General features: G+C 31.9%; 14 protein-coding genes. 10 read left to right on the top strand and 4 right to left on the bottom strand.

The annotated features are described in order from the left end of the window. The first annotated feature begins 9 nt into the window (after window positions 1–9). Window positions 10–1,047, top strand: a complete 1,038-nt coding sequence (locus tag HMPREF9709_RS07190; RefSeq protein ID WP_245527513.1) for a Cna B-type domain-containing protein — start codon at window positions 10–12, stop codon at window positions 1,045–1,047. 102 nt (window positions 1,048–1,149) lie between these two features. On the opposite strand, the gene HMPREF9709_RS07185 is transcribed toward HMPREF9709_RS07190, so the two are convergent. After that, window positions 1,150–1,527 carry a PaaI family thioesterase gene (locus HMPREF9709_RS07185; protein WP_005398938.1) on the bottom strand — a complete coding sequence of 126 codons (378 nt, stop codon included), beginning with the start codon at window positions 1,525–1,527 and terminating at the stop codon, window positions 1,150–1,152. A 182-nt stretch (window positions 1,528–1,709) separates the two neighbouring features. On the opposite strand from HMPREF9709_RS07185, the gene HMPREF9709_RS07180 reads away from it, so the two are divergent. From HMPREF9709_RS07180 to HMPREF9709_RS07160, 5 genes are all read left to right on the top strand, one after another. Next, complete coding sequence (locus HMPREF9709_RS07180; protein ID WP_005398937.1) at window positions 1,710–2,102, top strand: hypothetical protein; 393 nt, start codon at window positions 1,710–1,712, stop codon at window positions 2,100–2,102. A 133-nt stretch (window positions 2,103–2,235) separates the two neighbouring features. Beyond that, window positions 2,236–4,518, top strand: coding sequence for a G5 domain-containing protein (locus HMPREF9709_RS07175; RefSeq protein ID WP_005398936.1), 2,283 nt, complete (start codon window positions 2,236–2,238; stop codon window positions 4,516–4,518). Window positions 4,519–5,738: 1,220 nt separating this feature from the next. Next, the gene (locus HMPREF9709_RS07170) at window positions 5,739–7,025 is read left to right on the top strand and encodes a bifunctional folylpolyglutamate synthase/dihydrofolate synthase (protein WP_005398935.1); all 1,287 of its coding nucleotides are present in this window, start codon (window positions 5,739–5,741) and stop codon (window positions 7,023–7,025) included. A 73-nt stretch (window positions 7,026–7,098) separates the two neighbouring features. Further along, entirely contained in the window at window positions 7,099–8,202 is a 1,104-nt protein-coding gene (gene ald / locus HMPREF9709_RS07165) for an alanine dehydrogenase (RefSeq protein ID WP_005398934.1), read from the top strand. Between the two features lie 20 nt (window positions 8,203–8,222). Continuing rightward, window positions 8,223–8,810, top strand: a complete 588-nt coding sequence (locus tag HMPREF9709_RS07160; protein WP_005398933.1) for an HD domain-containing protein — start codon at window positions 8,223–8,225, stop codon at window positions 8,808–8,810. A gap of 60 nt (window positions 8,811–8,870) precedes the next feature. Here the strand turns inward: HMPREF9709_RS07160 and HMPREF9709_RS07155 are convergent, their stop codons facing one another. Both HMPREF9709_RS07155 and HMPREF9709_RS07150 read right to left on the bottom strand, forming a co-directional pair. Next, complete coding sequence (locus HMPREF9709_RS07155; protein ID WP_005398932.1) at window positions 8,871–9,965, bottom strand: Mbeg1-like protein; 1,095 nt, start codon at window positions 9,963–9,965, stop codon at window positions 8,871–8,873. Window positions 9,966–10,077: 112 nt separating this feature from the next. After that, window positions 10,078–10,653, bottom strand: coding sequence for an ECF transporter S component (locus tag HMPREF9709_RS07150; RefSeq protein WP_005398931.1), 576 nt, complete (start codon window positions 10,651–10,653; stop codon window positions 10,078–10,080). A gap of 112 nt (window positions 10,654–10,765) precedes the next feature. Between HMPREF9709_RS07150 and HMPREF9709_RS07145 the strand changes: the two genes are divergently transcribed. Genes HMPREF9709_RS07145 through HMPREF9709_RS07130 form a run of 4 tightly spaced genes read left to right on the top strand, consistent with a single transcriptional unit; the run spans window position 10,766 to window position 12,997 of the window. Further along, a complete protein-coding gene (locus HMPREF9709_RS07145; RefSeq protein ID WP_005398930.1) occupies window positions 10,766–11,620 on the top strand; it encodes a tRNA 2-thiocytidine(32) synthetase TtcA in 855 nt (284 codons plus the stop codon). Continuing rightward, on the top strand, window positions 11,613–12,197 hold the full coding sequence (locus HMPREF9709_RS07140; protein WP_005398929.1) for a sugar O-acetyltransferase: 585 nt from the start codon (window positions 11,613–11,615) through the stop codon (window positions 12,195–12,197). Before HMPREF9709_RS07145 ends, HMPREF9709_RS07140 begins: the two co-directional genes overlap by 8 nt. A 12-nt stretch (window positions 12,198–12,209) precedes the next feature. Then, a complete protein-coding gene (locus HMPREF9709_RS07135; protein ID WP_005398928.1) occupies window positions 12,210–12,656 on the top strand; it encodes a hypothetical protein in 447 nt (148 codons plus the stop codon). 11 nt (window positions 12,657–12,667) lie between these two features. Next, window positions 12,668–12,997 carry a hypothetical protein gene (locus HMPREF9709_RS07130; protein ID WP_005398927.1) on the top strand — a complete coding sequence of 110 codons (330 nt, stop codon included), beginning with the start codon at window positions 12,668–12,670 and terminating at the stop codon, window positions 12,995–12,997. 64 nt (window positions 12,998–13,061) lie between these two features. Here HMPREF9709_RS07130 and HMPREF9709_RS07125 read toward each other — a convergent pair whose 3' ends face one another. After that, window positions 13,062–13,880 (bottom strand): hypothetical protein, encoded by an 819-nt coding sequence (locus tag HMPREF9709_RS07125; protein WP_005398926.1) that lies wholly within the window; start codon window positions 13,878–13,880, stop codon window positions 13,062–13,064. Window positions 13,881–13,891: the final 11 nt, after the last annotated feature.

The following is a 13,891-nucleotide window of genomic DNA, read 5'->3' as shown; positions in this document are numbered from 1 at the left end:
GTTAAAGAAGTGCCTGCGAATGCAACACTAGATTTATTCAAATATTTTGTGCCAGAAGGTACTATTGATTATGCGTATCAAAACCTTGTAGGTGCAAGATTTGTTGATGAAACAACTGGTAAACCAATTGATGATAAAACAATTGATATTAAGGTTACAAAAGTATGGAAAGACGCAGAAGGGAATGTTTTAAAAGAGTCTCCAACAAGTGCATATATTAGATTGTTTGCCAATGGAGAAGAAGTAGATAATGCTACATTATCTGATGGTGGATCTGCAACTGACTCACATGTTTTCGAAAATATGCAAAGTGGATTGAATTATACTATTAAGGAAGATGAAGTCGAAGGATTTGATGCTATAATAACAGGTGATGCTGAGAATGGATTTACAATAACAAATCAAGAAAAAGTAGGACCATATAAGATAATATTTTCAAAGAGAAATATTTTTGATGAAGAACTTGCTGGTGCGGTGCTAGAACTAAAAGATGCGCATGGTGAAATAGTTGAAACATGGACATCATCGACTACACCACATGAAATTGAATTAAAAACTGGTAAATATACATTGACAGAAAAATCTGCACCAGAAGGATATGAAGTTGCAAAGGATATACCTTTTGAGGTTGAAAATATTGGTACTGTTTTTTCACCTGATAATGTAGGTGTAGAAGGTGATACAGTATTAATATATAACAAGCTGATACCTCAAGAAACACCAGGTGAAACAGATACAGAAACACCAGATGAAACAGAAAAAGATACTCCAAAGGAAACTGAAACAGAAGTTGAAACACCTGTTGAAACTGATGTAGAAACTCCAAAAGAGACAGAGACTGAAACAGAAACTATAAAAGAAACTGAAACAGAAAAAGAAACTGATAAAGAAGTTGTACCAGGAGATTCAAATAATAAACCTGGAACTCCATCAAACGGACGTAATCCAAATACTGGAGACAATTTCAGTACAATTATCTATATTGGACTTGCAGCTGTTGCAGTAGCTGGATTAGTTATTCTTAAGAAAAAAGAAACTAATAAATAGAAATTAGTATAATTTTATACCAGAGACATTTAGAAATATTTGTCTCTGGTTTTTTAATACCTAATATTTGCTTGGAACATGAATTTCGCAAGTATTGATGATTTATTTTTTAATTGGATACATTGTAAAAGTAGATTTGACGATTAATCTGTCGTCTTGATTTGTGATTTGCGTATCTACAACTTTAGTATTTCTACCATTGTGTAGGATTTTAGCTGTAATGGTTAACTCATCGCCAAGTTTTGCGCCTTTAATATAGTTTATGCTTGATGAAAGTGTGACAACATCTGTTCCATTTCCTATAAATACATAACCACTCACTGAATCACAAAGCGCAAAAAGATAGCCACCGTGAGCATTCTCATATAAATTTAAGTTTGATTTTTCAACAATAGTTTTTACTATTGCTGTATCTTTTTCTAATTTAATAATTTCGTAATTGTCAAATACTGTTAATAGTTTTAAATTTTTATTTTCCATTCTTCCCTCGATTTCTTTCTTAACCTATTAAATTATAGTCTTAGATTTTGAAATTTTCAAATTTCAGTGATGATGTATACATATTTTACACTTATGTTTTAGTAAAATAAAGTTAGATAATATTTTGATAATATGGGTATTGAAATATTAGTACAGAAGAACAAAAAGGGGAGACAATAAAAATGAAAAAAGGAAAAGAAATAAAAGAAATTGCACTTATGATAGGCACTCAAGGTGATGGTTTTACTGATAACATTGTAAAATTTGATGGAGAAAAAGTTTTTAGAACATCCGATAATTTTATGCAACATATGTATGATGAAGGAGAATTAAAGTTAGATAAAAAGAAATTTTTAAAAGAATTTAACAAAATCAATGTGGAAGAATGGGATGATTCATACGTTGTTTTTAATAGAATTTATGGATATTCTTGGGAATTAAATGTATTTTATGAAAATGGTGATAAATTAATAAAGAAAGGTTCTAACGATTATCCTGAAAATATGAGTGATTTACTACACTTATTAGAAGTTGAATTTGTAGTTGATCGTTTAGATCAAAATCAAGAAGACTAATAGTAACTAAAAAGTGAATAAATAATTACAAAAAACGGGAAATTGTAATAAATTCTTTATAATTTAAATCTTTATAAAATGGTATAATTATATTAATAACAAAAATGAATTGGTAAGAGAGAGGGAGTAGAATATGAAGATTAAAAGAAGATCTTTAATAAATTTAATATTTATGTTTATTATCATATTTACAGGTATGTCTATATCAAGGGCTGAAAATATGAAGAAACTCCCAATGGAAAATAATTATCATAAATTAGATATAGTTGATGCCAATAAAGACAGTTTTGCGATAAAGATAAAAAATATAAATAATAAAAGTTTAGAAGATATAAGTTTAGATACTATAAAAATAGAGAATGGGAAGCTTGATACACATTCACAAGTAATAAATGACTTACAAGTTAACGATGAAATAGAGGTAAATGGTAAGTATTTATCTTCTAATGATAAAGTCAACGACAAAGATATTGAAAAACTTTTTGAAAGCAGGAAAAAAGAGATTGTTAAAGTAAATTCTACACAAAATACAAATTGGATTTTGGTAGTTTTATTAGCAGGCGTTTCCGTTTCTGCTCTTGTCTTTGCTTTTTTATATAAGAAATTGAAAAAAACAGCTAAAATTGCAATATCAGTAGCTTCACTTGCATTAATTGCATTATCCATATTTTTAGCATTACCAAGTAAAAAATATTATACAAAATTTGACACAATCAAGTTCAACTATACCGATAAAGATGGGAATGCGAAAAAATTTTATGGTTTGTTAAATTATAAAATTGAAAGAGATTCTGATAAAAACAAGAGTAATAACACGGAATCTTTTGAAAATAATGTAGCGATGAAAGAAGAAGTAAAAAACAGGACTGAAGATGTAGATTTCAGAACTGTTGAAGAAACTTCCGATCAACTTGATGTTGTCGTTAAAGGTGATGATGGTAAATACAGATTAAATACTGAAGTTACTGAAGGGAAAAAAGGTAAGAAAACTTTTGAAGAACTGTATACCGTAACCATAAAAGATAATAAAGTGGTTTCAAGAGATAAAAGGTCAGAAACTCTTATTAAGGAAACTAGACCAGAGGATAAAGTTATCGTTACAGGCACACGACCTGTTAAATTAAAAGAAAAAATTGATTTTGAAAAAGTATATAAATCAGATATTTCAGCTGAGGTTGGCTCAAGTAAAGTTGATGAGAGCGTAAAAGCTATAGAGGGCCAAAAGACAACTGTTTATACATACAATACCGAAACAAATAAAATGGAAAAAAATGAAACAGTAGACAAACCTACTAATGAAATAGTTTTGGTTGGTGTAATAAAGTATGTAAAAGAAGATGTAGATTTCAAAGAAGAAATAATTAAGAATCCTGAGTTACCTGATACACATAAGAAGATTATGCAAGAGGGTAAAAAAGGACAAATTACAAAAAAATACCAATTAGCATTTGATGCAAAAACTGGTAAAGTTATTGAAGATTTAAAGAAAGCTAAATTATTAAAAGAAGATGTAACACAACCTACAAGTCAAATAGTTGAAGTTGGTACAAAACACGTTGAAGTAAATGAATTTGGTTTAACTAAAGAACAAGAAGATTATTTAAATGCTTACGAATCAAGATTTTCAGTAGCTAACAGAAATAAGTTAAATAATCTAAGAAGTAGAAATATGCTAAACTCTTTATATCAAAATAGTGTTTTAGATAAGGTGGCAAAGAAGAGAAATCTAGATAATATCAATAACAATAAATTTGCACACGAATACACCAAAAATGGAGTATATTACAGTGCTAAACAAGATGCAAGCAATTTAGGTTATGCCTACCCACGTACAGTTGGAGAAAATATTTCTATCACAGAATTTCATGTGAAAAACTTAAAACAAATAGAAGAAATTTTAGGTAGCCCTGAATCCTATGCTGAAGAAATAATTCACAATTATTATGAAGACCCAGGTTCTGAAAACCTATCAAAAGGTCACAGAAAAGCCATGTTAACACCTTTCTGGAGAGAGGTTGGTGTTGACCTTGAGATAAGAGCAGTAAAACAAGACAATGGTTCATATAAAGTCAAAGTACACGGTGCCCAAATTTTCGGCGTTGGAAGAGTAATGGAATCAAACGAAGATGTTGATATGTTTAATTATTATAGAGCATTTTACCAAACAGATACTAAGCACTTTGTACCAACCAGAGGTTTAGCATCTTATGAAGCATATCTTCAAAGAGATAGTCTATTGCAATATTTCACAAGCCCTTCAGAAGCAAGAGCGTTTAGAAAAAAATCTATTTCTGAAAATGAAGCATTCAAAAAAGCTATCTCAAGCGGTGAAGCTGATTTATCAAAACTTAAAAATTATGAAGAACACAAGAAATTCTACGAAAACATGAAAGCAAACAATATAGTTTATAGATAATTCAAACAATATTATTAAAAACACGAGTTAAATTACTAAATAATTTAATTCGTGTTTTTTAGGTTCATAAATATTTGTTGGGATGTAACCTACACTCATATAGATTCACATTTACATGTGTAAATGGGGAAATGGGGAATAGACATGTATAAAATTTGCGACAATTACATGTGTAAATGGGGAAATGGCGAATAGACATGTATAAAATTTTTGTCATTACATGTGTAAATAGGAAAATGAGGAATAGACATGAATGAGGAATAGACATGTATAAAATTTGTGACGATTACATGTGTAAATGGGAAAATGAGGAATAGACATGTAAAGTTAACATTGCGATTACATGTGTGAATGAGTAAATGGCAGATAGACATGTAAAATGGTTAAAAATCTTACATGTGTAAAATGGAAAATTAGAAATAGACATGTAGACCTTTGAAAAATCTACATGTGTAAATGGGGAAAAGGCAAATAGACATGTAAAATGGTTAAAATCCTTACATGTGTAAAGTGAAAACTTAAAATACACATGTAAAGATGGGTTGAGGGGTGAATTTCCTGATAAAATCGCTAAATTGAAAATAGACAGGAAAGAATTTTAAGTAAATTTCCTGATTAAAACGGGAATCTTAAAATAAACAGGTACAACTAGCAGGCGATTTTCCTGATTAAAATGCAAATCGCAAAAAAATCAGGAAAAATTATTGAATGAATTTCCTGACTAAATGGCAAATCTTAAAATAATCAGGAAAACCAAGCGAAAACTTTTCCTGACTAAATAGCAATTCTTAAAATAATCAGGAAAACTCATCAAATCTCAGCAAAATCTATTTCTGACGCTTAAAAATCTCAGCAACAATCATTCCTCCTATATCGTCCATCTCAACACTTCCCATTCTTCCCGCCAATTTTCATTCCTCATTAATCGGCCCTATCAAATCCCATTCTCCCTCGCTCAAAATCTCAGCAATTCCCACTCCTCCTTAATTGGCTCCCAGCACTTCCCATTCTCCCTCACTCAAAATTCCAAAATTCCCCATTACTCCTCAAATAATTTCCAGTAATCTCCATTACTCCTTAATCGACTTTCCTCACAATCCCCATTCCTCCCCAACCCATCCGACATATATTTTTATTAAATTTTTGTCAAAATATATTCACCTTATTACCTGATTTTGATATAATATATTCTATATAAATCTTTTTTTTGCGGGGTATAAATGAAAGAATTAATTACAATGGACGACTATTTAGATTGGATGTATCAAAGGGGGACTGCGAAAGGTAGAGATAGGACCGTTAATATCAGGATGCTTTTAAAGCAGATTGGAAATCCTCAGGATAAGTTGAAAATCATTCATATTGCGGGGACAAATGGTAAGGGGTCGACAGCTAATTTCTTAGCGAGTACTCTTTCTAAGACTACAAAATGTGGCTTGTTTGTTTCACCATATATGGATACTGTGACGGATTCGTTTAAGATTAATGGTGTGAAGATGACGGAAGAAGTCTTTAAGAAATATATCGATGAGATAAGGCCATTGGTTGATAAACTGGATGCTGAAGATCATCACATTACATATTTTGAAGTTTTGACTACTATAATGTTTAAGTATTTTTATGATCAGAAAGTTGATATTGCTGTTGTAGAGGTTGGACTTGGTGGAAAGTTTGATGCTACCAACGTGATAGAAAGTCCATTGGCGTCTGTGATTGTGACTATTTCAATGGATCATATAAATGTGTTAGGCGATACAATTGAAGAAATTGCAGAGCATAAGGCTGGCATTATTAAACAAGGAAGACCTGTTTTTGTATACCCTCAAGCGGAAAATGTCTTTGAGGTTTTTGAAAATAAAGCAAGAGAATCAGATTCAGAATTATTTACATTTACAAAAGATGAAGTTGAAATTTTGGAATTGTCGGATAGGGTGAATAGGTTTAATTTTAGAGAATACAAAAACGTTAAATCTGGGTTAATTGGCGAGCATCAATTATATAATGCATCTTTGGCGATTATGGTTTTAGATTATTTCAAAGATGAGTTCAATTTGACAAAAGAAGATATCTATGATGGAATAAATAAGTCAACAAATTTGGGCAGATTGCAATTAGTTAATGAAAAACCTAGGATTTTATTTGATGGAAGCCACAATGCAGAGTCAATTGATATATTGAAAAAATCATTGAAGGCATTTAAGTATGATAGATTGATTTTCGGCTTTAGTATGTTGAAAGATAAGGATTTTAGTTACGTTATTTCTCAAATTTCAGAAATGGCGGATGAGATAATTGTCACCACGATAAATTATAATGGAAGGTCTTTTACTTTGGATGAGTTGACTAAAAAAGTAGAAGAGTATTGTGATAATGTCACTGCCATTGAAGATAGGTATGAGGCATATGAGCATACGAAATCTATTGCGGGTGAGAATGATTTGGTAGTTTGGTGCGGTTCACTATATATGATAAGAGATTTATTAGGATATTTGAATACCCAAAAATAATATTTAGCATGAGAAGGAATGGGTATAAATAAGTTTGTAAGTTATTTAAAAAGAAAAAAAGGAGTTAATTATTATGAAAATAGGTGTACCAAGAGAGATCAAAAGCTACGAGTTTCGTGTAGGTTTGATCCCAGCAGGTGTAAAGAGTTTAGTAGATAATGGTCACCAAGTAGTTATTGAAAAAGATGCAGGATTGGATTCAGGCTTTACTAACGAACAATATATAGCTGAGGGTGCAGAAATTTCAGAAGATTTGGACTATATTTGGGGTTCAGATATTGTTGTTAAAGTAAAAGAACCACTTGAAGAAGAATATAAGTATTTTAGAGAAGGATTAATACTGTTCACTTATCTTCATTTAGCTGCAGATGCGAAATTAACAGAAGCATTACTGCAAAATAAAGTGATAAGTATTGCTTATGAAACTGTTACGGATGATAAGGGGACATTACCACTTTTAACACCAATGAGCATGGTCGCTGGTCGTATGTCAGTGCAAATTGCGGCTAATTTACTTACTAAGCAAAATGGAGGATCAGGTACATTACTAGGTGGTGTGCCAGGAGTGTCCAAAGGAAAAGTGGCTATTATCGGTGGTGGTGTGGTAGGTACCAATGCTGCTAAAATTGCGATCGGATTAGGTGCGGATGTATCCATTCTTGATGTAAATGCAAAGAGATTATCAGAATTATCTGATTTATTTGGGAATGGTGTACAAACTTTAATGTCAAATTCATTTAACATTCAAAAAGTTGTAAAACATGCGGATGTATTGATTGGTGCTGTACTTATACCGGGTGCAAAAGCGCCAACATTAGTTACAGAAGATATGATTGCAACCATGAAAGATGGTTCAATTATCATTGACGTAGCGGTTGACCAAGGTGGTATAGTTGAAACAATCGACAGAACTACTACACATACTGATCCAGTGTATATTAAACATGGTGTATTGCACTATGCAGTACCAAATATGCCGGGTTCTGTGTCCAGAACATCAACAATTGCATTAACAAATGTGACAACACCATTTTTAGTTCAACTTGCAAATAAAGGATATGAACAATTATTTGCTGAAGATGAACATTTCAGAAATGGCTTAAATACATTTGATGGTTATGTGACAAATAGAGCGGTTGCTGAAAGTTTAGGCAAAGAATACAGAGAATATAAATAGGAAACAGGTCAGGGGTTAAAATGAGTATTGAAAAAGATATTGAGTTTATAGTGCTTCTTGAAGAAATGAAGAAGATTTATCGAAGAACAAAGATAATTGGAGAATCAAGAAGGGAAAATGACGCTGAACATACTTGGCATATAGCGACAATGGCGCTATTTTTAGAGAAATATGCTACAAAGAAAATTGATGTTAATCGTTCAATACAGATGTTGTTGGTACATGATTTAGTTGAAATTTATGCAGGAGATACATTTGCTTATGATGTAAAGGCAAATGAAGATAAGTTGTCTAGAGAAAAGAAAGCTATGGAAAAGCTAAAATCTCTTTTAGATGATGAAAATGCGAAAAAACTTGAGACTTTATGGCTAGAATTTGAGGATATGGAAACTGAAGAATCCAAGTATTCCAATGCGATGGATAGATTGCAACCAGTTTTGAGCAATATTTTTGCTAAAAATGGTGGTACTTGGGTGGAAGGAAAAGTGACTTTATCACAAATTGAAAAGAGAGTTGCACCGATAAAATATTTAGACCCAAGAGTGTATGAATTTGTTTATACAAAATTATTGGAAAATGTGAAACAAGGTCATATCATTAATGAATAAAAGATGGCCGCCCGCCGAAGTTGATTCTTAAGGCTCAACTTCGGCGGGCGGCTACATTTATCATTTTTTATCATTTATAAAAGGAATGCTTGGAATAGCATTTAGCAATTCAGTCTTATATAAATCAATAAATTCCGTTAACGCATCTTGCAAAATATCATATTCTTCAATATTTTGTTCATAATAATCTTTTATCCTGATTAGCTGATTTATCTTTCCTAAATCTAACACGTTAGAAATCCCCAAGTCATCCATAATATCAATCAAACATTCCACAATTTTACGTCTCTCAATGACATCAAACTTTTCCATCCATTTAGTCAAAGCGTTATTTGCTCGTGTAGACAATTCATCCAAAACTTTATCATATTTAAATGTGACATCATCAGTACGCCAATTTAATAGAAAATGTTGGTGGAAATGCCATCCTGCACTATCCACAATCGTAGGTGTGACCACACTTTTAAGCATCATACCGAAAATTGACTGCTCTGGAATGTATTTCTTAATCTTATCCTTCATTGAATGATAGTCGTCTCGTTCAAAAAAGTCATCAAAAAAACCTGGACCATCTAAATCATAGACTACGGTGATTTTATCTTGAATGTACTTTGGAACGGTACTTGCAGCGAAAACCGCTAAATTAGCACCCTTAGAATGACCGCATACAATAATATTTCTTTGGAAATATTTCCCAATTTTACGCAGATAATTTCTTGCAGAAATTTGCCCAGGAATCTCTGGCTCAAACGACATTGCAAGACTTTCAGCCCAACCGTGAATTGAAAAATCCGTTCCTCTAAAAACAATAACTATTGAACCATCATCTAATCTCAAAGTCATTGCAAAAAATTGATCAAACTTATCCTTATCATTTTTTGATGTCATATCGACAATATCTATATTTGTAAATCTAGGATATTTAGAAATTAATTTAAGCAAATCGACATTTTTATTTTCTTCCCAAACACCTCTAACTATGCTCTTATAATCATCCTTAGGAATATCCCTCAAGAAAAACGGCAGTTTCTCATAATATCTAAATAAATCATGATAAGAAATTTGAGATAAAATTGCGCAGTCAATCTCATTGAAAGGCAATTCTGAAAAACTAATATTTCCTTTTTCTTTTATATAGTTGAATATATCCTTCATAAGTGCTCCTCGAAAATAATTTGATTTACTTTATAATAATATCAAAGTAATGATAAATATGGAAATAAAAATTCCCTTAGCAAGATTTTCTCTTACTTAAGGGAATGTGAGACTATAATAAATTTACTTTCTTTAAAATTGGTCTAATAGCGTTATAAATGATATTTGCAATAATCACCGTAATTACAGCGTTAAACAGTGTCACACCCGCGGATAATTTTGCTAATGCTGTCGCTATATCTTGAGGTTGACCTAATAAAAACCTCTTATAAAAATATCCCACCAACGGATCTGCTACAACATTAAACGCCATTCCGCAAATAGATGCGATAACTGCCCATTTCATAATGTATTTCTTATCGTCTGATAAATTGATTTTTTTCAATCTATGGGCGATAAGACCAACAATTAAACCAATACATAATTTCAAAATGAATGTTTTAGGTGCGACTATCACATAAATTGGATCTAATAAATCCGCAATGGTCATACCCACTGCTCCAGCAAGCCCACCATAGAAACCTCCAATAGTAAGAGCGGCCACTACTAAGAAAATATTTCCAAAATGAATTGATGTAAAATCTCCACCGCCCGGTACGGGGATTTTAATTTGGAAATATGTGAATGAAATAAACGCCAAAGCCGCAAAAATAGCACTTTGAGCAAGTTTCAATATTTTTTTATTCATAATTCTCTCCTTATATTGCAAATATAATTGTATGGAATATAAATATAAAAGTCAATTTAAATAATGTAATGAATTTTCAAATATTATATAATTGTTATTACAAGGAGTAATTATGGCAAATGAACATTTAGAAAATGCGATAGAACTTAAGGAAATAGAGCGTTCTTTACAAAAACAATACAAAACAGATACATTTTCAAAGTTTCTTCGCGCATTAGATCAGTACAATTTAATTGAAGAAGGTGACAAAATTGCAGTCGGAATGAGTGGTGGCAAGGATTCACTCATCTTGGCAAAAATGTTACAACAACTTCAAAAATTTTCAAGAGTAAAATATGAAGTAGAATATATAGCGATGGATCCTGGTTTCAGCCCAGAAAATAGACAAAAGTTAGAAGACATCTGCAGATATATGGACATCCCAGTGAAAATCTTCGAAACAAATATATTTGAAGTGGTGCACGAGATATCAAAGGACAGCCCATGCTATCTTTGCGCAAGAATGAGAAGGGGAAATCTCTACGCAAAAGCAAAAGAACTAGGTTGCAACAAATTAGCATTAGGCCACCATTTCAACGACGTAATCGAAACCATCATGATGAATATCATGTGGAATGGTTCATATCGCTCAATGATGCCAAAATTAAAAAGTAGAAATTTCGAAGGTCTTGAGCTCATTCGTCCATTATATTTAGTTGAAGAAAAAGACATTATCAGATGGATAAATTACACGGGTATCATCCCAATGGACGAAGCCTGCCCAATTATGGAAAAGAAAAATGATAGCCAGAGACAAAATATTAAAGAGATGATAGCAAATCTAAAAAAAGATAATCCGAATATTGAAAAGAATATTTTCAAATCCGCCGAAAATGTTGCGGTCGACACAGTCATCTCATACACTAAAGACGGTGATAGATTTTCGTTTCTTGACGAATACAACAACCTAGGAGCAAATAATGAATGAACACGAAAAAATGTTAAATGGAAAGTGGTATGATGCTAATTTTGATGAAAACTTATTAGCAATGAGATACAAGGCTAAATCCTTATGTGATGAACTAAATTACCGCATTCCTCATGAAGATAAGAAAGAAAGAAATGAAGTAATCCAAAGAATCTTAGGCTATCTTCCGGAAGGTCTTGAACTACTAAGTCCATTCATAGTAGACTATGGTAGAAATATTAAACTTGGTAAAAATGTATTCATCAATCACTATTGTTATTTCATGGATGGAGGAGGAATCACCATAGGGGACAATGTATTTTTCGGACCTTATGTCGGGCTATATACCGCGCATCATCCGCTACAATACCAAGAAAGAAATCAAGGATTAGAAATAGCAAGACCAATAAAAATTGGAAAAAATTGCTGGTTTGGTGCGAATGTCTCAGTCATGCCTGGTGTCACCATAGGTAATGGTTGCGTAATCGCCGCCGGAGCTGTAGTGAAAAACGACATACCTGATAATTCACTAGTAGCGGGAGTTCCAGCGAAAATTATTAGAACCATCAATCAATCAGAACGCCTAGATTTAGAATAGTTAGGGGAGAAAATGGAAATTATATATTACTTACTGATTTTTGCCTTCTCAGCAGCAATCATCTACAATATTAGTAAATATGTAGACCTACTCTACAAAGCATACATTACAAAGGCGAATATCACTGCAATGATAATCACAGTCGGAATAATTTCCGTCATAATTGTACAAAACAATTTCAATCTAAGTTATATCATTTTCGGTGTACTAATAATTCTCTACACCATTTCCGGAATGATTGTCAAAGGATTTAATCGAACAGGCATCACCACAACCGGCACATTCACATTCCTTGCAAAATACATAAAATGGAAAGATGTGAAAGCAATGGATATAACTTACTTGAAAGATGGATATGTCGACTTAACAATCACAGACAATAATAGAGCATTCAATCACAGATACAAAGAAGAATTAGATGTTGTCCTATTGAAAATAAAAAAAGAATTAAAATTATAAAGGAGCACAAAATGATTAAAATGTACGGAACAATGATCTGCTCAACTACAGTAAAAGCAGACAAAATTCTAAGAAAAAACAAAGTAGAAGTTGAATACATCGATGTAACAGCCAACATGACAAATATGAAAGAATTTCTAAAACTAAGAGACACAAGATCAGAATTCGACCAAATCAAAGCCAACGGCAAAGCTGGCTTTCCAACATTCCTTCTAGACGACGGTTCAATCCTATTTGATGTATACCAATTAGAAGGTGTAACAGAAAAACTAGAAGAAGACGTAGAAAGAGAAAAACAAAAAGAAATAGAGGCAAGAGCACCACAGTGTTGTAGGTTTTAGTATAGTAAATTAATATAAATTACAACGAAACACCCCTGAAATATGCATACTTCAAGGGTGTTTTTTATTTTATCTTATCATCTTTAATTAAATGTTCATTCACCAAACTCTTCACAATTTTGAGATTGAGAACTTCTTTAGAAGATTCAAAAGTCACAATTAAATTTTTACCAATAACATAACCATTCATTAGATAAGCATTAATTTTCTTTACCATATTCAAGGCATATTCTGGATTATCAACCATTCCAAAATGTTCCCAATAAATTTCCTCTTTAGTATATGGTGACATAAAAGTAAAATCTGGAGAAGCTGGTCCATAGCCATCTAAATAGATAATTTTTTCATATTTATATTTAATTCCATTATCAAAGAAAAAATCAGCCATAAATCTCTCCGTCTTGGATCTCACAAACTCACCATTCTTAGTTGCAAGCTTTAGATTATCATATTTAGAATCTGGTTTCTCATAACTCTGTTTATACCACGCATCTACCTGTTCCTCCCATGTTGGCTCTATCGGTGTAACTAACGATTTTCGGACAGGACTTAGATTATTGTAAATGTCAATTAAGTCTTCATTATCAGATAACTTATTTATCTTCTCTATATTTTTTAGCCTTTGCTCGATATATTTTAGGACTTTGAAATAGTACTCCTTTTGCGCTAAAGTCTTGGCGAGAGGAAAATACTTCTCGGAAAGGTATTTCTCAGTTAATCCTGACTTTTTATTCCCTATTATTTGAAAGAATCTAGGCTTTCCTCCCGAATTTCTTATTCCTAGCCTACCCTCTGGGAATTTTATTAGTTTACTTTCTATGTTTTTCTTGTAAGTCTTCAAAGTTTCTATTTCATTATAAAATTTACTTTGTTTTCTTGTCATATTTTCCTCCT

Origin of the sequence: Helcococcus kunzii ATCC 51366 (assembly GCF_000245755.1) — a bacterium.
In the GTDB taxonomy this organism is placed as follows: Bacteria; Bacillota; Clostridia; order Tissierellales; family Peptoniphilaceae; genus Helcococcus; species Helcococcus kunzii.
This window is presented reverse-complemented; position numbering and strand designations above follow the sequence as displayed.